Below are 19,100 nucleotides of genomic sequence, written 5' to 3' on the forward strand. Positions count from 1 at the left end.
CTGGCGGGAATCGGCCGTCGCGATCAAGGGGGCGGCACCTACGAAGAGGTACCGCCCCCGTCAGCTCAACGCAGAGCCTGCGTCAACGCCCGCCGGGTCAGCACGCGGGCCAGGTGACGGCGGTACTGCGCCGTCGCGTGGGGCTCGTCCGGCGGGTTCGTCCCGTCGGCCGCCAACGCCGCCGCGTCCTCGATCGACGCCCCGGCCGCCAGTGCTTCCTCCGTGGCCGTTGCCCGCAGGGGTACTCCGCCCATGTTCACCAGGCCGACGCGGCCGCCCACGACCGTCACCCCGACCATCGCCCAGTCGATCGCGCGGCGGGTGAACTTCTCGAAACCCCAGCCCTGGCCCGTCTGGGCCGGGACGCGGATCTCCGTCAGCAACTCGGCCGGCTCCAGCGGTGTCGTGAACGGGCCGAGGAAGAACTCGGCCGCAGGGATGCGCCGCTCCCCCGACGGGCCCCGGGCCACCAGGACCGCGTCCGAGGCCAGGATCGCCGCCGGGAGGTCCGCCGCCGAATCGGCGTGGACCAGGGAGCCGCCGATCGTGCCGCGGTGGCGGACCTGGCGGTCGCCGACCTCGCCGGACACGTGTGCCAGCAGGGGCGCGTGCTCCAGCAGCACCGGGTCCTGGACCAGCGCACTGTACCGGGACAACGCGCCGATGACGACCTCGTCGCCTTCCAGGCGGACGTAGCGCAGCTCGTCGAGCGGGCCGATGTCCACCAGGTACTCCGGCGCGGCCAGACGCAGCTTCATCAGCGGCAGCAGGGAATGCCCGCCCGCCAGCACTTTCACGTCGTCGCCGTGCGAGGCGAGCAACGCCAGTGCTTCGTCCACTGTGGACGCACGCAGGTACTGGAACGATGCGGGGATCACCGGTCCACCTCCTGTCCCGAAGCGTCGATCACGGCGCTGACGATGTTGTGGTACCCCGTGCAGCGGCACAGGTTCCCCTCGAGCCCGGCGCGGACCTCGTCGCGCGTCGGCTTGGGGTTGTCGGCCAGCAACGACACCGACGCCATGATCATCCCCGGCGTGCAGAACCCGCACTGCAGGCCGTGCTGCTCCTCGAACGCCCGCTGCACGGGGTGCAGCGAACCGTCCGAAGAGGACAGTCCCTCGGCGGTGGTGACGGCGTGGCCGTCGGCCTGCGCGGCCAGCACCGTGCAGGACTTGACCGACTCGCCGTCGAGCAGCACCGTGCAGGCGCCGCAGGACGTCGTATCGCAGCCGACGTTCGTGGCGGTGAGGCCGGCTGTGTCGCGCAGGAAGTGCACCAGGAGCGTCCGGTCCGGCACCTCCTCGGTCAGCGACCGCCCGTTGACCTCGATCGAGACCTTCACTGCGCGCTCTCCTTGGTTTCTTCGAGTGCGGCCCAGACCCGGATCGGGGTCGTGGGCATGTCCAGGTGCTTGACCCCGCGGGTCGAAAGGGCGTCCACCACCGCGTTGTGCACCGCCGGCGTCGAGCCGATCGTCGCCGCTTCGCCGATCCCCTTGACGCCCAGCAGGTTCCGGTCGGTCGGGGTGACCATGTCGACCAGCTCGAAGTCCGGCAGCTCGACGGCGGTGATGAACGAGTAGTCCGCCAGCGTCGAGGTCGTCGGGTTGCCGTCCTCGTCGTAGGTGACGACTTCCATCAGCGCCTGCGCCGCGCCCTGCCCGAGCCCGCCGTGGCGCTGGCCGCGGAAGGTGAGCGGGTTGACGATCGGGCCGGCGTCGTCGACGGCGACGATCCGGCGCAGCACGACCTTGCCGGTCTCGGTGTCGACCTCGACGACGGCGAGGTGCGCGCCGAATGGGAACGTCGGGCTGCCGCCGCCGAACCAGACGTCGGCCGAGAGCTTGCCCTCGTCGGCCCTCTCGGCGACCTGCGCCCAGCTGAGCACCGTGCTCGACGGCGCGCCGCGGACCTGCCAGACGCCGCGCCCGGCGTCCAGTTCGAGGTCGTCCGCTGCCGCTTCCAGCAGGTCGGCCGCCAGCTCACGGGCCTGCGCGATCACCTCTTCGGCCGCCTGCCGGATCGCTGAGCCGCCCAGCTGCAGCGACCGGGAGCCGAAGGTGCCGACCGCCTTGGGCACCTCGTCGGTGTCGCCGTGCCGGACGGTGATCTTCTCCAGCGGAACGCCGAGCTGGTCGGACAGCAGCATCGCCAGCGACGTGCCGAGGCCCTGCCCGTGCGGCGAGCTGCCGGTCCACGCGACGACCGAGCCGTCCGGGTGGATGTCGACGCGGCCGCTCTCGCCGGCGCCGTCGCCGCCGGTGATCTCGACGTAGGCCGCGATGCCCAGGCCCAGCTCGACCGGGTCGCCCGCCTCGCGCCGCCGCTGCTGCTCGGCGCGCAGTTCCGCGTACCCGGCGGCTTCCAGGGCCTTGTCCAGCGCCGCCGCGTACTCGCCCGTGTCGTAGGACGCTCCGGTCGGCGACTGGTAGGGGAACTCCTCCGGCCGGATGAAGTTGACCCGGCGGACTTCGGCCGGGTCCAGCCCGATCTCGGCGGCGAAGCGGTCCATCGCGCGTTCGACGGCGGCCGTCGCCTCCGGGCGGCCCGCGCCGCGGTAGGCCCCGATCGGTGTGGTGGTGGTGACGACCGCGCGGCTGCGCGTCTCGACCCGGGGGAACCGGTAGACGCCGATGGCCATCAGCTCGGTCAGCGTCGGCAGCAGCAGCATCCGGGGGTAGGCGCCGGCGTCCTGGACGACGTCGAGGCGGTACGCCAGCACCGTGCCGTCGCGGTTCCCGCCGATGGTCACGGTGTTCTGCTGCGCGCGGCCGTGGGTCATGGCCGTGAGGTTCTCGCTGCGCGACTCGACCCAGCGCACGCCTCGCCCGAGCTGTTTCGCGGCCCAGCCGAGCACGGTCGCCTCGGGGTCCGCGCCGATCTTCGCGCCGAATCCGCCGCCGACGTCCGGTGCGATCACCCGCACCGACTCTTCGCCGACGCCGAGGCCCGCGGCCAGCTGGCCGCGGGCCATCTGGGCGTTCTGCGTCGACAGCCAGGCCGTCAGCCTGCCGTCCTCGCCCCACACGCAGGCGGCGCCGCGCACTTCGAGGGGCGCCGGTGCGACGCGCTGGTTGAGGATGGTCTCGGTGACGACGACTTCGCAGCCTTCGAAGATCGCGTCGTCGAATTCCGCGGCGCCCTTGACCTGCACGATGTTGCTGCCGTGCTCGGGAAACAGCAGTGTCTCGCCCGCCAGGGACGCGTCGATCGTCACGACGGCGTCCAGCGGCTCGTAGTCGACGTCGACCAGCTCGGCCGCGTCGGCCAGCTGGTAGCGCTCTTCGGCGACGACGAGCGCGACCGGTTCGCCGACGTAGCGCACCACCTCGCCGGCCAGCCACGGTTCCGGCACCGGCCCCGCGGGGTGCGGGGCGAGCCCGAGGTCCGCGGCGGTGAAAACGCCGAGCACGCCCGGCGCCTCCTTCGCCGCACTCACGTCGATGCCGCCGATCCGCGCGTGCGCGATCGGACTTCGCACGAAAACCGCGTGCGCGGCACCGGAAAGCGCTTCCGCCCGCAGATCGTCCACGTAAGTGCCGCCCGCGGTGATCAGATTCCGGTCCTCCCGGCGGACCACCCTGGTCCCGACAATGCTCATCTGGTCTCCTGCTCGCCGATATCCGCCGATCATGCCCGTATGGCGAGGACGACCGCCAGGCCCAGTCCGCCGATCCCGATCCCGATGCGCAACGGCGTGGCCGGCAACCGGCGCACGAGCTTGGACCCCAGCCACGAGCCGCCGAGCGAGCCGAGGCAGACGGCGAGCGCGGCCGGCCAGACGACCTTGCCGGTGACCGAAAAGACGATCGCGGCGAGGAGGTTCGCCGAGCCGGTGATCAGGTTCTTCGCCGCGTTCGTCCGGGCCAGCGGCTGGCTCCAGGCCGTGACCAGCAGCGCGAGCATGAGCACGCCCGCGGCGGCGCCGAAGTAGCCGCCGTAGATCCCGATGAGGAACGCGATCACGCCGGTCGCCGGGCTGAGGCCGTGGTGTTCGGCGCCTTCGGCCAGCCGGCGCAGCCGCGGTCCCGCCATCAGCACCAGCGACGCCCCGCCGATCAGCCACGGCACGATGACGGTGAACGCGCCGGACGGCGTCAGCAGCAGGATCAGGCCGCCGCACGCGCCGCCGACGGTGGTGACGGCGCAGAGCGGGACGAGCCGGTGCCGCTGTCCGGCCAGTTCGGGCCGGGCTCCGGCCGCGGCGCCCACGGTGGTGCCGAGCATGGCGACGGTGTTGGTGACGTTGGCGGTCACCGGCGGCAGCCCGGCGGCGAGCAGCGCGGGGTAGGACACCAGCGACGCGAGCCCGGCGGTCGCCCCGGTCAGCCCGGCCCCGACGCCGGCCAGCACGAGCAGGAGCAGCACCCACGGGTCGATGATCACGTTGTCATCTCACCACGCCGCCGTGGCTGCCGGTCCGGCTGTCGCCGTTCGCAGGGTGTCCGACGGTGTTGTCCGAAACCGGACGGGATCCGGCGGCGGCCTTGCCCGATACTGCGGCGGCATCCCAAAATCCGCGCTGACAAGGTTGTCAACGAGCGGGAGGCCGGGCATGGGCGAGCTGGACCGGCGGGGAGCGCTCCGCCTGCTGGGCGCGGGCGGCGCGGCGGCCGCGCTGGCCTCGGGCCTGCTCCCGGGCCTCGCACGCGCGGCGGCCGGTGGCCCGCCGGACCCGGTCGCCGCGACCTACCTGCGGGTGCTGCTGCGGCACACGCGCTGGGCCGAGCAGCAGTTCGACCCGGTCGCCGGCACCTACCCGGCCCGGGACTTCACCTTCGCCGTCGTCCTCGGCAACGCCGTGCTGCTCACCCGGGACGGCTACGACGCCACGATCGCCGGGGTCGACCGGGAGACCCTCCGGACGCACACCCTCGCCACGATCCGGCGCTTCGCCGCGTCGAACCGGCTGGCCGGGGGCACCGAGTGGGGCCGGAAGCTGTTCTTCGACACCACTTTCCAGTCGTACTTCGTGCTCGCCGCCCGTCTCCTGTGGACGGACCTCGACGACACCACCCGGCAGCACGTCGAGCGCATCACCACCGGGCAGGCCGCCTACACCACCGCGCTCGGCACGGGCGACGACCCGGACTCGGGCAGCTGGACGCCCCACGGCCTGCGCGGCGGCCACGTCGGCGACACCAAGCTCGAAGAGATGGGCGTCTACGCCCAGTCGCTGGCCCCCGCGCTCGCGTGGGCGCCCACGGACCCGGGGGCGGGCGACTGGCGGGCCGCTTTCGGCGCCTGGAGCCGCAACGAGGCCGGGCTGCCCGCCGCCGACCTGGCCAACCCGACGCTCGTCGACGGCCGTCCCATCAGTGCGAACACCGCCACGAACCTCTACGACACCTTCCTCGTCGAGAACCACGGTTCGTTCGGCCCGCACTACCAGGAGGAGCTCTGGCGCACCTCCGGCCGCAACGCGATGCACTTCCTCGCCGCCGGCACGCCGCTGCCGGAAGTGCTCACCGCGCAGCCGAACGGCGAACTGCTCTGGCGCACGATGCTGCTGATGACCAGCGACGCCGGCGAGCCGCTGATGCCGATGGTCGCCGACCGCGAGCACCTCTACGGCCGGGACGTCATCCCGCTCGCCTTCCGCGCCCAGGTGCTCGGCGATCGCCACGCCGCCCGCGCCGAGGCCGACCTCGCGGCCCGCCTCGAGCCCTACCAGGCCTACCCGCCCGCCGACCGGATCACGAAGTTCTCCGGCGAGCCGAAGTACGAGCCGGAGGCCCGCGCCGAACTCGCCATCAGCTACCTGCTGCACGAGTGGCGCGCCGCGCACGGCGGCCCGGTCGTCCCGGTGAGCGAGCCCGAGTTCGCTGCCCACGCCGCCGGAGTCGCCGACTTCGGTCCCGGGCCGGGCCTGCTGGCCCACCGCTCCCCGGCCGCCTGGGCGGGCACGATCAGCAAGCCCGGGTTCGTCAAGTTCGCCTGGCAGCCGCGCCACGACGACTGGCTGTTCGTGCTCGGCGGCGCCGATCCGATGCTGCTTCCCGCCACGAACTTCGCGGTGCGGGACCGGCACGCCACGACCTACACGAAGGTCCGCGACGGCTTCGACGGCACGCTCGGCGTCCTGCGCTTCGACAGCGGGTACGCGGCACTCGCCACCCTGCCCACCGGTGCCGCCGTCTACGCCAGCAGCGGCGTCGCCACGGGCGAAGGCGTGCTGAACGTCCACAACCTCGCGATGCCCGGCGTGCCCGGCCTCGACGGCGACCGGACCTACACCGCCGCGGAAGGGACCGTGACGGTGCCGGCGGCGACCGCGCCGGCCGGCGCCCGGACCGACGAGCTGACCTTCGCCCCGGTCACCGCGCGGCACGTCCGCATGCTCGGCGTCGAGCCGGACCCGCAGTACGGTTACTCGCTCTGGGCGTTCGAGGTCCGCGTCGGCGGCGGACCGGATCTCGCGCGGGCCGGGACCGCGTCGGCTTCTTCGGCGTCGGCCGGCAAGGAGGCGAAGTACGCCGTCGACGGCAACGCCGCGACGAGGTGGGCAGTGTCCACATCGGACCGGACGCGGGCGGACAGCAGCCTCGCCGTCGACCTCGGCGCGCCGGCCGCCTTCGACCGCGTGCGGCTGAGCTGGGAAGCGGCCGCCGGCCGGAAGTACCGGATCGAAACCTCGCCCGACGGCCTGGCCTGGACGCCGGTGGCGACCTACCCGGTCCCCGCCCTGCGGAGCACCGGCGGCCGACTGGACGTCGACGGCCGCGCCGGGATCGTCGTCGCCGGCCCGAATCCGATCACCGTCGCCGGCAACCGCGTCACGCTCTCCGACGGCCCGCCCGCGCCGCTGCTCGCCGAGCTGTACCCCGGGCCGGCCGGCGCGCGGCCGTCCGGGCGCCGCACGACCACCGCGCCCGCGGTGCAGGCGAGCGTCACCGACGGGTTCCTCGTGCTGGTCAACCTCTCCGGCAGCGCGGTGCGCGGAACGGCGATCCTCCCGGGGGAAACCCGGCTGTACCGCGGCGAGCAGATCGTCACCCGGACCGGGACGGAACTTTCCTACACGCTGGTTCCGGCGGAAGGCCGTATCGAACCGTCCCGGTTCACCGTGCGGGGCCCGGCCGGGCTGAAGGCGGTCGTCCGCGACGCGAGCCGGGTCGAGCTCACCCCGCCGGCCGGGGTGCTGCCCGTGCTGGTCACCGTGACGCCGAACGGCGGGCGCGCGCGGCCGGTGCTGCTGCCGCCGCGGCGGACCGTGCCGGTCGTCTTCGGTGAACTCCGCCCCTACCCGCTGGCCGACCGCGCCCTCGGCGCGACCACCTTCCCCGCCGACCCCCGGCCACCGGGGATGTCCAGCCCCGCGGCGGCCGTCGACGACGACCCGGCGACGGCGTGGCGTCCGGGCCCGGACGGCCGGATGGTCGTCGATCTCGGGGCGGTGCTGGAGGTTTCCGCGGTCGAGCTGGCCTGGACCCGCGGCCGCGTCCCCGTCGCGACCGTCGAAACCGGCGTCGACGGCGTCACCTACGCGACGGCACGTACCGGGCCGGCCCGGTACGTGGCGGTCCGGACGCGCTGGCGGCCCGGCGATGCGAGCCTCACGCGGCTGTCCGTCCGCACTTGATCGATCTCGCACACCTCGCGGCGGGCCCGCGGGCGAGTACCTTGGCACCACGGAGCTTTCCACCGCCCGATCGGGAGGACGGATGCGCGTCACGATCGCCGAGGTCGCCCGCCGCGCCCGGGTGAGCAAGACGACCGTGTCGCGGGTGCTCAACAACAAGGCCGACGTGGACGCGGCGACCGCGATCCGGGTGCGCGAGGTGATCGCCGCGACCGGGTACATCCCCAGCGCCGGGGCGGTCGGGCTGGCGCGCGGGGTGACGCGCACCGTCGGGATGCTGGTGCCGGGCCTGACCTGGCCGTGGATGGGCGAGGTGCTGCAGGGCGTCGCGGACGTCGTGGAGTCGAAGGGGTACGGCCTGCTGCTGTCCACCGCCAACCGCGGCGCCGACTCCCTCGGCGAGTTCTCGCGGCAGGTGTCGGCGAAGGCGTTCGACGGTCTCCTGCTGGTGGAACCGCCGGACGCGGTGCGGCACCTGCGCGTGCTGCACGACTCCGGGCTGCCGGTGGTGGTGATCGACGACCGCGGCCGCCGTCCGGCGTTCCCGTCGGTGGGCACGGACAACCGGCAGGGCGGCGCGTCCGCGGCCCGCCACCTCCTGGAGACCGGCCGCACCCGGCTGGCCACGGTCACCGGGCCGCACGACTTCGGCTGCACCGCCGATCGCCTCAACGGCTTCAACGAGGCCGTCCTCGACGCGGGCCTGACCCTCGACCCGCGGCTGATCATCGAAGGCGACTTCACGAGCGAAAGCGGCGAGGCGGCGATCCTCCAGCTCCTCGGCTCGGGCCCGGAGTTCGACGCGGTCTTCGCGCACAACGACCTCACGGCGGCGGGTGTGCTGGCCGGGCTGCGCAAGGCGGGCCGCGCGGTGCCGGCGGACGTCGCCGTGGTCGGTTTCGACGACATTCCCCTGGCCTCGCACACCCAGCCGCCGCTCACCACGATCCGCCAGCCGCTGCGGCAGATGGGCGAGACGGCGGCCGGCCTGCTGCTGGACCGCCTGGCCGGCGCGCCGGCCCCGGGGAGTCCACTGATCGTCCCGACGACCCTGGTGGTCCGCGAGTCGACCCGGGTGCGCTAGGCGTCCGTCCATTGTGGGCAGTGCCGGTCAGCCACCCGTGGCGCGCCTCAGCGCCCGGCCGATCTCTGTCGGGTCCCGGGCCACCGCGGCGACGTACGCGTCCGGGCGGATCAGCCAGGCTTCGCCCGGACGCGCACCCAGGGCCCCGCCCACCGGGATTTCCGCCGACCGCAGGCCCACCGCGGGCACGCCCGGCGTCGTCAGCACCAGGAATCCCGGCCGCGCCAGGTCGCGCAGCCGGGCTCCCGCGACCGTGACGTCCGGCAGCAGGATCCCGGGGCCGGGCGGCGGCACCGCCCCGCGTGGCGGGCGGCCGGCGAACGGGCGGCCCGGATCCGGGGTGGTCAGCGGCGATCCGGTGTACCAGAACGGCTCGGCCAGCCGCCCCGAGTCGACTTCCGCGTGCGCGGCGGGGTCCTGCGCGGCCCTGGCCAGCACCTCGGCCCGGTGCCGTCGCTGCTTGTCGTCCTGCGGGACCAGGAAGTCCATCGTCGCCGTCGTCACCTCGGCGTTCTCGACGGCCGCCGCGTGCCGCTCGGCGTGGTAGCTGTCCAAGAGCCCGCCCGAGGCTTCGCCGCGCAGCACGGACGCCAGCTTCCACGCGGCGTTTTCCGCGTCCGCGACCCCCGAGTGCAGCCCGCGTGCCCCGAACGGCGCGACCAGGTGCGCGCAGTCCCCGGCCAGCAGCACGCGGCCGACGCGCATCCGGCGGACGAGCCGGGTGTGGAAGCGGTAGACAGACCGCCACCGGACCTCGTACGGCCGGTCGCCGATGATCGTCCGGATCCGGCGGTCGAGTGCTCCGCCGTTCTCCTCGGCGGCGAGGTCGTAGTCGTCGGGCACCTGCCAGTCGATCCGGAACCGCGAGCCGGGGCACGGGTGGATCAGCACCTGGCGGCCGGGATTCCACGGCGGGTCGAAGAAGAACCGCCGCTCGGCCGCCCAGCCCGGGAGGTCGGCGCGGATGTCGCAGATCAGGAAGAGCTCGGCGAACGAGACGCCGGCCAGCCGCTCACCCACCGCGCGCCGCACCACGTCGCCGTGGGCACCGGTGCACGCGATCGCGTAGTCGGCCTCGATCCGGCGTGTTCCCTCCGCCGTTTCGCAGTCGACCACCACGCGGCCGGGCTGGGTCAGGCCGGTGACCCGGTGGCCGCGGCGGACGTCGATCAGCGGCTGCCGCGCGATCAGCTCGTCCAGGACCTCCTCGACGCGGGCCTGGGACAGGTTCACGAACGGCGGGAGCGCGGACCCCGCGTCCGGCAGCGTCAGCGAGAACAGCTCCCGGTCCTGGTGGAACGTCCGCGCGGTCGTCCAGGTGAGCCCCTCCTCGGCGAGTCGGCCGGCACCGAGCGACGCCCAGACGTCCAAGGTGTCCCGCTGGTGGCAGATGGCCTTGGACCCGACGGGGTCGCGCACCTCGTGCTCGTCGACGAGCACGACCGGCACGCCCTGGCGCGCGAGCAGCAGCGCGGCCGTCTGGCCGACCGGGCCGCTGCCGAGGACCGCGACCGTCATCCCTGGAGCTGGTCCCAGACTTCGCGGTCGCGCTCGGCCGTCCACACCACCGGCCGCTCGATCCCGGACAGCTCGTCCCACAGCCGCGAGACGTCGAAGGGCAGGCAGTGCTCGAAGATCGGCCAGTGGCCGTACCGGTCGTTCAACGCCGCATGGGTACGCTCGAAGGCTTCCTTGAGCGTGCCGCCGGCGTCCCGGACCGCGCCGACCTCGCGGAGCATCGTGTCCAGGAAGTGGCGGGTCTGCGCGATGGCGGCGTCGACCGCCTCGCGGCCGCGGCTCACCCCACCGCGGCCGCCGATCAGGGTCTCCGCCCCGAAGGCCGCCACCCGGTCCAAAGTGGACGACGCCCAGTCGCGGTGGAACGCGTCGCCGGTGTACAGCGCGGCTTCGGCTTCCACCAGGTCGCCGGCGTAGAGGATCTTCCGCCGGGGCAGCCAGGCGACGATGTCGCCCTCGGTGTGGCCGCGCCCGCAGTACTGCAGCTCGAGGTCGCCGCGGTCGCCGCCGAGGTCGATCGTGAGCCGGTCGGAGAAGGTCAGCGTCGGCCAGGTCAGCCCGGGCACCGATGCCGCCCCCTTCGCCAGCCGCGGCATCCGGCCGAACTCGCTCTCCCAGTCCTCCTTGCCGCGCTCGGCGACCAGGGCGCGGGTGTTCTCGTGCGCGACGATCACGTCGGCGCCGAACGCGGACGCGCCCAGCACGCGCACGGCGTGGTAGTGGCTGAGCACCAGGTAACGCACCGGTTTGTCGGTGTGCTCCCGCAGCTTCGCGAGCCACTCCCCCGCCACGACGGGCGTGGCCAGCGCTTCGAAGCAGACGAGGAAGTCCTCGCCCTCGATCGCGCCGATGTTCGGGTCCCCTTCGGCGGTCAGCGCGTAGACGCCGTCCGCGAGGACTTCCAGGGTCTGCGCTTTCTCCGCCAGGTCGGCCGAAGAGGCGAAGGCTTTCTTCGTCACGGCGAGCGCTCCTTGATCGTCAAAGGCTTGACTACCTCGGGGGCGAGGTTAGCCCGCCGAGCCGCCGCGCGGAACCCTCTCGCCCGGCCTGACCTGCCGCGCCGGAGCATGCGCGGCGAGGCGGGCCGCTCCGCCCGGCTCTTGCCAAGGACGCTGCTCACGATCGGTGCCGCGCCCGGGGCCGGAGCCCTAACCTGGGCGGCATGACCGACCGACCGGCCGACCTCGACTACCTCTCGTTCGTCGACTACGCGATCGGGAAGACGCAGGCCGAGCTGCCCGCGACCGACCCGGTGGCGATGCGCCTCGGCCTGACGCTGCACCGGCTGGCCGGCGCCCTGGTCTACGACTGGGAGTCGACGGTCCACCGCCCCCGCGGCTGGAGCTGGGGCGGCTTCCGGGTGCTGTTCGTGCTGTGGCTGGCGGGCCCCCTGGAGTCCCGCCACGTGGCCCGCCTCGCCGGGATGAGCCGTGCGGCGGTGTCGGCGCTGGTCAAAACCCTGGAGCGGGACGGCCTGGTGACGCGCACCCCGGTCCCCCACGACCGCCGCGCGGTGGAGCTGGCGCTCACCGAACCGGGCCACACCGCGGTGACCGACGCCTACCAGGAGCACAACCGGCGCGAGCAGGCCTGGGTCGCGTCCCTGACCCCCGAGGAGCGCACGGTCCTGAGCGGGCTCCTGGAGAAACTGACCACGAGCCCGGCCGCGGCGGCGGCCCAGCGCCTCACCTGAGGCGACCCGGCCGCGCGGGTCAGCTGGCCAGGCCGGGCAGGCTCAGCGTGTGCCCGGTCTGCTCGGCCTTCGCCCGCAGGTACCGCACGTTGTTCTCCGTCGCGAACACGCCCGTCGGCACCCGCTCGCGCACCGCGATGCCGGCCGCGCGCAGCTGCGCCGCCTTGTCGGGGTTGTTCGACAGCAGGTCCACCTTCGCCACCCCGAGCGCGCCGAGCATCTGCGCCGCGACCGTGTAGTCGCGGGCGTCTTCGGGCAGGCCGAGCGCGGCGTTCGCGGCGTAGGTGTCGAGCCCGCCGTCCTGCAACGCGTACGCGTCGAGCTTGTTGTACAGCCCGATCCCCCGGCCCTCCTGGCGCAGGTACAACAGGTACCCGCCCGCTTCGGAGATCCGCGTGACGGCCTCGGCCAGCTGCGGGCCGCAGTCGCAACGCGCCGACCCGAAGACGTCGCCGGTCAGGCATTCCGAATGCGGCCGCACCAGCGGCACCTCGCCGGGGGTGCCCAGGACGAACGCCAGGTGCTCGCCGCCGTCGGCCAGGCCACGGAACGTCACGGCTTCGGCGTCGACCGCGATGCCGCCGTCGAACCGCAGCGGGATCCGCACCCGCGTCCGCACCTCGGCCGGCCTGTCCTCGCCCCTGGAATCACCCACAAGATCGACCCTACACGAGGTTCAAATTCGAACTTCCAGGGGAAAAACAGTGGCGGCCGGGTCGTATTCTCGGCCCATGATCCCCGGTGCCACCGCCGCCTCGTTCCTGCTGGTCGTCGTGCTCGGGGCGATGTCGCCCGGCCCGGACTTCGTCGTCGTGACGCGCTCGGCGCTCAGCGGCGGGCGGCGGGCCGGGATCGCCGCCGGCACCGGGATCGCGCTCGGGGTCTTCGCCTGGGTGGTCGCGATCGCCCTGGGGGTCGCCGCCGTGCTCACCGCGTCGGCGGTCGCCTTCACCGTCGTCAAGCTGGCCGGGGCGGCCTACCTCGTCGTCCTGGGCGGCAAGGCGTGGCTGGCCGTGCGCCGCGGCGAGTACCGGGACCTCGCGGTGGCCGGCGAGGCCCGGCAGCTCGCCGCCGGGCCGCGTTCCGCCAGGGCTTGGTGACGAACCTGCTCAACCCCAAGGTGGCCGTGTACTTCCTGGCCCTGCTCCCCCAGTTCCTGCCCGCCGACGGCTCCACCCTGCAGACGCTCGAACTCGCCGCGATCGCGACCGCCGGCACGGTCCTGTGGTTCGGCGCCCTCGCCCTCGTCGTCGGGGCGCTGAAACGGTTCTTCGGCGCCGGCCGCGTGCGCCGGGTCCTCGACGGCGTCCTGGGCACCGTGCTCGTCGCCCTCGGGCTGAAGGTGGCCGCCGAGGCGGCGTGAGCCCGGGGGCGGGCTCACGCCGTTCGCTCAGCCGAGTTTCTCCGACGCCAGGCGCGTGCCCTCGACCCGGGCGGCGATCTTCGCGAACGCGATGTCGCGCGAGGTCGACGTGTCGTCGGCGAACGGCGAGAACCCGCAGTCGTCGCAGGTGCCGAGCCGGTCGGCCGGCAGGTACTTCGCCGCGGTGAGCACCCGGTCCCGGACCTCGTCCGGGGTCTCCACCCGCGGGTCGATCGGGTCGGTGACGCCGACGAACACCCGCTGGTCGGCCTTGAGGTGCTCGGCGATCACCCGCAACGCGCGCTCCGGGTCGGCTTCGCTGGCCAGCTGGACGAAGAAGCGGCCGGCCTTGAGGTCGAACAACGCCGGCAGCAGGCCCGCGTAGTCGACGTCGAGGCTGTGCACGGAGTCCTGGTCGCCGCCCGGGCAGGTGTGGACGCCGATCTTCGCGCGCTCCTCGGCGGTGAACCGGTCGAGGACGGCGTTGTTGAGCTCGACGAACTGGCGCAGCAGCCCGCCGGACGGGTCGAGTTTCAGCGACAGCCGTCCCTCGGTGAAGTCGATCTGCACGCTGTCCGCGCCCGCGTCGAGGCTGCCGCGGATGTCCGCCTCGGCCTCGTTGACCAGGTCGGCGACGAACTGCTCCTGCGGGTACCCCTCGATGCCGTCGCCCGGGTAGATCAGCGAGAGCGCGGACGCGGCGATCACCGCCTGCTTGACGGGCCGGTCGGTCAGCGTCTTCGCCCGCGTCAGGTACGAGCCGGCGTGCGTCGCGTAGCGGAACGGGCCCGCGGTGAGCCGGGGCAGCTGGCGGGTGTGCCCGTCGGCGAACGGGATGACGACGCCGTCGGGCGCCAGGGCTTCGAGCCCGGCCAGCGGGTACGTCGCGAAGCTCGGCTTGCCCTGCTCCCCGTCGGTCAGCACCGGCGAGCCGGTCTCCTCGAACCGGCGGATGGTGTCGGCCACCGCCCGGCTCTCGAGTTCGGCGAGCGCGGCGGCGTCGATCCGCCCGGCCGCGAACTCGCCGAGGCCTTCGACGAGGTAGGCGGGACGCGGGATGCTGCCGATCGGTTCGGTGGGCAGGGTCATGAAGTCCTCCGGCTGTTTGAAGGGCTCGACCGGCCGTCGGCACGACGACAGGACGTGGCCACCCGGCCGCCCCCACCCACCGTCGGCCATGACCGGCCACGTTCAGAGGGCAACTTAACGTGGCCGGAGCCGGTCACGGAGCGCGGATCACCCGGTCGGCCCAGAGAAGAGCACGAAATCAGAAGGCGTTCGGCGGTTAGCAAGGAGGACGATTGGGTATTCGCTACGGCGAGACGGCGGGTTCGGCGCCGAAGGAGGCCCGATGCTCAGTCACCACGACCGCACCGAGCTCGAGAAGATCGAGCGCAGCCTGGAGCTCAGCGACCCCGATCTGGCGGCCGCGTTATGCGATGGCCGGCGCCCGAAGTCGCGCGCGCTCCGCAGCGCCGTCTTGATCTTCTTCGACATCGCCGCCGTGACGCTGCTGGTCCTGGGCCTGGTGCTGCCCGACCCGGGCGTGACGCTGTGCGGGATCATCGCGCTCACCGGCACCGTCTGGACCCACGTGGCGCGACATCGGATCTGAACCGGGTTTTGCGGCAGACTGGGCGGCGTGAAGTGGGTCCTGCACGTCGACCTCGACCAGTTCATCGCCGCGGTCGAGATCGCCCGTCACCCGGAGCTGCGTGGGAAGCCCGTGGTGGTCGGCGGCAACGGCGACCCCACCGAACGCGCCGTCGTCGCGACGGCGTCGTACGAAGCCCGCGAGTTCGGCGTCCAGTCCGGCATCCCGCTGCGGATCGCCGCCAAGCGCTGCCCGGACGCCGTCTTCCTGCCCAGTGACCCCGACGCCTACCTCGAGGTGTCGGCCCGGGTGATGGCCGCGGTGCGGGAGCTGCCGGTGGTGGTCGAGGTGCTGGGCTGGGACGAGGCGTTCGTCGGGGCGGAGACGGCCGACCCCGAGGCGCTGGCCGTCGCGATCAAGGACGCGGTGGCGCGCGAGACGGGTCTGTCGTGCGCGGTCGGGATCGGCGACAACAAGCTGCGGGCCAAGCTCGCCACCGGGTTCGGCAAGCCGGGCGGGATCTACCGGCTGACGGAGGAGAACTGGTGGGACGTGATGGCGGCCCGCCCGACCGACGCGCTGTGGGGCATCGGCGGCAAGACGGCCAAGAAGCTCGCCGAACTGGGCATCGCCACGGTCCTGGACCTGGCCGGCGCCGACCCGGCGGAGCTGGCGGCCCGGTTCGGCCCGAAGACCGGCCCGTGGCTGCGGCTGCTCGGCGGCGGCATCAGCGACGCCGAGGTGAGCGCGACCCCGTGGGTGGCCCGCTCCCGCAGCCGCGAGACGACCTTCCAGCGCGACCTGACGGACCCGGCGGACATGGCGGCCGAGGTCTCGGCGCTGGCGAAGCGCGTCGCCCAGGACGTGCTCGAAGAAGGCCGCCCGGCGGCGCGGGTGGCGGTCAAGGTGCGGTTCGTGCCGTTCCTGACCCACACGCACAGCATCACGCTCCTGGAACCGACGTCGGACGCGGACGAGCTGGACCGCGCGGCGCGGGAGGTGCTCGGGATGTTCGAGCTCACCCGCGCGGTGCGGCTGCTGGGCGTGCGGGCCGAGTTCCCGCGCGAAGAGTCGTGAGCGGTCTGCCGCGGCCCTCGTGAGTGAGAAACAGTGTTAGAGCCGACGGTCACTTGACTACCTACGGCGCGGCGGGCGTCTGCGCCGCCCGGAAACGCACCCAGGCAGCCCCCGGCGGCCAACTCACCAACCGGAACAACCAACTCACCCGCGGGAACGGCCAACTCACCACACCGCCGGCGAGTTGGCCGTTCCGGTGCGTGAGTTGGCCGTTCCGGGCGGTGAGTTGGCTCGACTGACAACGTGGGTCGGCAAAGACCGTTCGCCAGAACACTGTTTCTCACTCACGACCGGGGCGGGAGGTTGTCCGGGAGGGGCAACGGGCGGTCCGGGTCCAGTTCCACCCCGCCCGCCCGCAGCGTGTGGTCCAGCATCGCCCAGATCGTGCCGGTGAGCTGGGCCGTCAGCTGGGGCAGGGTGAGCGTGCCCGGGTGGTCGAGCCAGCGGGTCGTCGCCGATTCGACGTAGCCGACCAGGCCGAACGCGATCGTGTCCGCCGGGGCCGGGTCCAGGCCGAACGCCGTCAGGTAGCCGGTGAACAGGCGGCTGAGGTGGCGGGCGATCGCGCCGCGGACGTCCGGGCGGTCGTCCGGGGCGCCCGGCTGCCCGCGGGCGAGGTAGCGGTGCAGGTGGGCGTGCTCGGTCAGCCAGCGCAGGTGCGTCGCGATCACCGTCGAGATCATCTCGTTCGGCGAGCCCTCGGGGTGCCAGAGCGGCGCCAGGTCGGCCGTCACCAGCTCGGCCGCCCGCTGCGCGATCGCCCGCCGGAGGTCGTCCGCGCCGTCGAAGTGCCGGTACAGGCGGGTGCGGGCGACGCCGGCGCGTTCGGCGATCTGCTCGGTCGAGACGTCCGCGCCGTGCTCGGCGATGGCGGCCAGCGCGGCGTCGACGAACTCCGCGCGCCGTCGTTCCTGCTGGCCCGCCCAGCGCGTCGCCCGTCCGTCGACCTTGGTCACGGCGAAAGCCTACTCAGGCACCGCCGGGCGGTGTACGCTCCCGAACTAGCTAGTACAACGCGTACCCCTTACTTTTCGGAGGTCGCCATGGGCGTCGAGGCCCAGGACCGGGACGTCACCGCGGCTCGCCTGCTCAGGAGCTCCGCGAAGAACTCCTACGACCCGTACGTCGACATCGACTGGGACGCGCCGCTCGCCGAGGACAAGGCCTACATGCCGCTCGAACGCCTCTCCCTCTACGGCACCGACCTCTGGGCGAAGCTGAGGCCAGAGCAGCGGATCGAGCTGTCCAAGCACGAGATCGCCAGCATCATGAGCGTCGGCCTGTGGTTCGAGATCGTCCTGATGCAGCTGCTCGCCCGGTACGTCTTCGACCTCGACGCGCGCACCGAGCACGCGCAGTACGCGATGACCGAGATCGGCGACGAGACGCGGCACTCGGTGATGTTCGCGCGCACCGCCGAGCGGCTCGGCGTCCCGCGCTACGGCGTCCCGAAGGTGGTCCACCGGGCCGCGAAGGTGTTCGGCGCGACCGCGGCCGGGCCGTCGATGTTCGCCAGTGTGCTGGTCGCGGAGGAGACCACCGACCGGCTCCAGCGGTCGATGATGGACGACGACGGCATCCAGCCGCTGATCCGCTCGGTCAACCGCATCCACGTGGTCGAGGAGGCCCGGCACGTCCGGTTCGCCAAGGAGGAGGTGCTGCGCGAGACGCCGAAGCTATCGAAGGCGGCCCTGCAGCGGCACCGGCTGCGGACCGCACTGGTCGCGTTCGGCGTGATCGACAGCATGGTCGACCCGCGGATCTACCGCAGCGTCGGCATCGACCCACGCGAAGGCCGCGCCGCGGCGCTGGCGAACCCGCACTTCCACGAGACGCGCCGCTGGATGGCCGGGAAGATCGTGCCGTTCCTGCGCGACGCGGGGCTGATCGGCGGCCGCTCGGAGGGCATCTGGCGGCGTGCGCACCTGCTCTGATCGCCAGCCGTAAAAATCCCCTTTCCGCGACGTTCCGGACTGCGCCACGATGGCCCGGTGACTGCCGAACCGCCGCAGGACCTCCCGCTCGAACCCGCGCCCGCACACCCGGCCCCCACCCCGGCCCCCACCCCGGCGCCACGCCGTTCGCTGCTCGCCCGGCCGGCCGTGACCGGCCTGATCGGCTTCCTGGCGGGCGCGGCGCTGGTCGGCGTGCCGTGGCTGGTGCTGAGTCTGTTCGCCGGGACGCCGAGCGGCCGGTCGCTCGCCGCGCCGCCCCGGCTCGGCGACCTGAGCCGGGCCCAGGACGCGATCGCGAAGCTCGACTCGGTCAAGGGCCAGTCCACGATCGCCCGCATCGACAAGACCGACCGGGAGACCGCGGCCCGGACGTCGGCGGCCTACGGCGGGGCCGGCACCATCGTCCAGCAGTACCAGGACGACGGGCTGCGGCGTGGGGTCCAGCTGATCGCCGTGCGCGCGCCCTCCCCCGAGCTAGTGGCCCCGTACGAGGACATCGAGGCACTCGGCCTGGCCGTGCCGGGCACCGAACTCGTGCGCGCCGGCGCCGTGCAGTGCCTGCGGCACAACCCGTCCACCCCCGTCGGCTCGGAACCGGACCCCGAGCAGTCCTTCGTCGTGAACTGCCAGCGCACCGGCCCCGGCCTGACCGTCACGCTGCGGAGCCTCAGCTCCCAAGGCAACCGTGACCCGCGGGAGCTCACCGCGATCGTCAACGAGGCCTGGGAAATACTGAGCCGGTGATCACCATCCGCCTCGCCCGCGCCGAAGACGAAGCCGTGCTCGCCGAGATCGACGCGCGAACCTGGAGCTCTGCCGTGTCCCCCGCGCCCCCACCGGAGCCGGGCACGCCCTTCTTCGGGGAGGGCGCGCGGCCCGGGAACTTCCTCGTCGCGGAGCACGAGGGCGTGGTCGCCGGGTACGTCCGGCTCTCCCCGGGGTTCGACATCGACGCCCACCGGCACGTGCTGGTGCTCGGCGGGCTCGCGGTCGACCCGGACCGGCAGCGGCTCGGCATCGGGCGGCAGCTCGTGGACGCCGCCGTGTCCGTGGCGCGGCACCGCGGCGCCCGCAAGCTGACCCTGCGCGTGCTGGGTCACAACACCGCCGCCCGGCGGGTCTACGAAGAGTGCGGATTCGTCGTGGAAGGCGTGCTGCGGGGCGAATTCCGCATCGACGGCCACGACGTCGACGACGTGCTCATGGCCCACTCGCTCGCTTGACAGCCTCAC

The 19,100-nt window shown here is 73.3% G+C and carries 19 protein-coding genes; 10 read left to right on the forward strand and 9 right to left on the reverse strand.

Annotated features, from left to right (window positions below; translation table 11 throughout):
• Window positions 1–65 precede the first annotated feature (65 nt).
• Genes ACLJQF_RS37465 through ACLJQF_RS37480 form a run of 4 tightly spaced genes read right to left on the reverse strand, consistent with a single transcriptional unit; the run spans window position 66 to window position 4,388 of the window.
• A complete protein-coding gene (locus tag ACLJQF_RS37465) occupies window positions 66–878 on the reverse strand; it encodes an FAD binding domain-containing protein (protein WP_410615020.1) in 813 nt (270 codons plus the stop codon).
• Window positions 875–1,345 (reverse strand): (2Fe-2S)-binding protein, encoded by a 471-nt coding sequence (locus ACLJQF_RS37470; protein WP_410615021.1) that lies wholly within the window; start codon window positions 1,343–1,345, stop codon window positions 875–877. Before ACLJQF_RS37470 ends, ACLJQF_RS37465 begins: the two co-directional genes overlap by 4 nt.
• Window positions 1,342–3,603: a xanthine dehydrogenase family protein molybdopterin-binding subunit gene (locus ACLJQF_RS37475; RefSeq protein WP_410615022.1), complete on the reverse strand. Its 2,262-nt coding sequence runs from the start codon at window positions 3,601–3,603 to the stop codon at window positions 1,342–1,344. Before ACLJQF_RS37475 ends, ACLJQF_RS37470 begins: the two co-directional genes overlap by 4 nt.
• A 29-nt stretch (window positions 3,604–3,632) precedes the next feature.
• The gene (locus ACLJQF_RS37480; protein WP_410615023.1) at window positions 3,633–4,388 is read right to left on the reverse strand and encodes a sulfite exporter TauE/SafE family protein; all 756 of its coding nucleotides are present in this window, start codon (window positions 4,386–4,388) and stop codon (window positions 3,633–3,635) included.
• Window positions 4,389–4,557: 169 nt separating this feature from the next.
• On the opposite strand from ACLJQF_RS37480, the gene ACLJQF_RS37485 reads away from it, so the two are divergent.
• Window positions 4,558–7,584 (forward strand): discoidin domain-containing protein, encoded by a 3,027-nt coding sequence (locus ACLJQF_RS37485; protein WP_410615024.1) that lies wholly within the window; start codon window positions 4,558–4,560, stop codon window positions 7,582–7,584.
• An 82-nt stretch (window positions 7,585–7,666) separates the two neighbouring features.
• Entirely contained in the window at window positions 7,667–8,668 is a 1,002-nt protein-coding gene (locus tag ACLJQF_RS37490) for a LacI family DNA-binding transcriptional regulator (RefSeq protein ID WP_410615025.1), read from the forward strand.
• A gap of 27 nt (window positions 8,669–8,695) precedes the next feature.
• On the opposite strand, the gene ACLJQF_RS37495 is transcribed toward ACLJQF_RS37490, so the two are convergent.
• Together ACLJQF_RS37495 and ACLJQF_RS37500 are read right to left on the reverse strand one after the other, a co-directional pair.
• Window positions 8,696–10,186, reverse strand: coding sequence for an FAD-dependent monooxygenase (locus tag ACLJQF_RS37495; RefSeq protein ID WP_410615026.1), 1,491 nt, complete (start codon window positions 10,184–10,186; stop codon window positions 8,696–8,698).
• Window positions 10,183–11,145 carry an MBL fold metallo-hydrolase gene (locus ACLJQF_RS37500; protein WP_410615027.1) on the reverse strand — a complete coding sequence of 321 codons (963 nt, stop codon included), beginning with the start codon at window positions 11,143–11,145 and terminating at the stop codon, window positions 10,183–10,185. The genes ACLJQF_RS37495 and ACLJQF_RS37500 overlap by 4 nt, the downstream gene beginning before the upstream one ends.
• Before the next feature lie 203 nt (window positions 11,146–11,348).
• On the opposite strand from ACLJQF_RS37500, the gene ACLJQF_RS37505 reads away from it, so the two are divergent.
• Window positions 11,349–11,879: a MarR family winged helix-turn-helix transcriptional regulator gene (locus ACLJQF_RS37505; RefSeq protein WP_410615028.1), complete on the forward strand. Its 531-nt coding sequence runs from the start codon at window positions 11,349–11,351 to the stop codon at window positions 11,877–11,879.
• Window positions 11,880–11,898: 19 nt separating this feature from the next.
• Here ACLJQF_RS37505 and ACLJQF_RS37510 read toward each other — a convergent pair whose 3' ends face one another.
• A complete protein-coding gene (locus ACLJQF_RS37510) occupies window positions 11,899–12,534 on the reverse strand; it encodes a GTP cyclohydrolase II (RefSeq protein ID WP_410615029.1) in 636 nt (211 codons plus the stop codon).
• Between the two features lie 76 nt (window positions 12,535–12,610).
• Here ACLJQF_RS37510 and ACLJQF_RS37515 point away from each other — a divergent pair, with 76 nt between their 5' ends.
• Together ACLJQF_RS37515 and ACLJQF_RS37520 are read left to right on the forward strand one after the other, a co-directional pair.
• On the forward strand, window positions 12,611–12,979 hold the full coding sequence (locus ACLJQF_RS37515; protein ID WP_410615030.1) for a LysE family translocator: 369 nt from the start codon (window positions 12,611–12,613) through the stop codon (window positions 12,977–12,979).
• Window positions 12,976–13,242 (forward strand): LysE family translocator, encoded by a 267-nt coding sequence (locus tag ACLJQF_RS37520; RefSeq protein ID WP_410615031.1) that lies wholly within the window; start codon window positions 12,976–12,978, stop codon window positions 13,240–13,242. The genes ACLJQF_RS37515 and ACLJQF_RS37520 overlap by 4 nt, the downstream gene beginning before the upstream one ends.
• Window positions 13,243–13,269: 27 nt before the next feature.
• On the opposite strand, the gene ACLJQF_RS37525 is transcribed toward ACLJQF_RS37520, so the two are convergent.
• Complete coding sequence (locus tag ACLJQF_RS37525; protein ID WP_410615032.1) at window positions 13,270–14,331, reverse strand: cobalamin-independent methionine synthase II family protein; 1,062 nt, start codon at window positions 14,329–14,331, stop codon at window positions 13,270–13,272.
• A 262-nt stretch (window positions 14,332–14,593) separates the two neighbouring features.
• Here ACLJQF_RS37525 and ACLJQF_RS37530 point away from each other — a divergent pair, with 262 nt between their 5' ends.
• Entirely contained in the window at window positions 14,594–14,857 is a 264-nt protein-coding gene (locus ACLJQF_RS37530; protein WP_410615033.1) for a DUF3040 domain-containing protein, read from the forward strand.
• Window positions 14,858–14,884: 27 nt separating this feature from the next.
• Entirely contained in the window at window positions 14,885–15,913 is a 1,029-nt protein-coding gene (locus ACLJQF_RS37535; RefSeq protein ID WP_410615034.1) for a DNA polymerase IV, read from the forward strand.
• A gap of 284 nt (window positions 15,914–16,197) precedes the next feature.
• Here ACLJQF_RS37535 and ACLJQF_RS37540 read toward each other — a convergent pair whose 3' ends face one another.
• Window positions 16,198–16,869 carry a TetR/AcrR family transcriptional regulator gene (locus ACLJQF_RS37540; RefSeq protein WP_410615035.1) on the reverse strand — a complete coding sequence of 224 codons (672 nt, stop codon included), beginning with the start codon at window positions 16,867–16,869 and terminating at the stop codon, window positions 16,198–16,200.
• Between the two features lie 87 nt (window positions 16,870–16,956).
• On the opposite strand from ACLJQF_RS37540, the gene ACLJQF_RS37545 reads away from it, so the two are divergent.
• Genes ACLJQF_RS37545 through ACLJQF_RS37555 form a run of 3 tightly spaced genes read left to right on the forward strand, consistent with a single transcriptional unit; the run spans window position 16,957 to window position 19,091 of the window.
• Window positions 16,957–17,847: an AurF N-oxygenase family protein gene (locus ACLJQF_RS37545; protein WP_410615036.1), complete on the forward strand. Its 891-nt coding sequence runs from the start codon at window positions 16,957–16,959 to the stop codon at window positions 17,845–17,847.
• A gap of 57 nt (window positions 17,848–17,904) precedes the next feature.
• Window positions 17,905–18,612 (forward strand): hypothetical protein, encoded by a 708-nt coding sequence (locus tag ACLJQF_RS37550; protein ID WP_410615037.1) that lies wholly within the window; start codon window positions 17,905–17,907, stop codon window positions 18,610–18,612.
• A complete protein-coding gene (locus tag ACLJQF_RS37555) occupies window positions 18,609–19,091 on the forward strand; it encodes a GNAT family N-acetyltransferase (protein ID WP_410615038.1) in 483 nt (160 codons plus the stop codon). Before ACLJQF_RS37550 ends, ACLJQF_RS37555 begins: the two co-directional genes overlap by 4 nt.
• Window positions 19,092–19,100: the final 9 nt, after the last annotated feature.

The organism is Amycolatopsis sp. lyj-109 (assembly GCF_046548995.1).
Taxonomy (GTDB): domain Bacteria; phylum Actinomycetota; class Actinomycetes; order Mycobacteriales; family Pseudonocardiaceae; genus Amycolatopsis.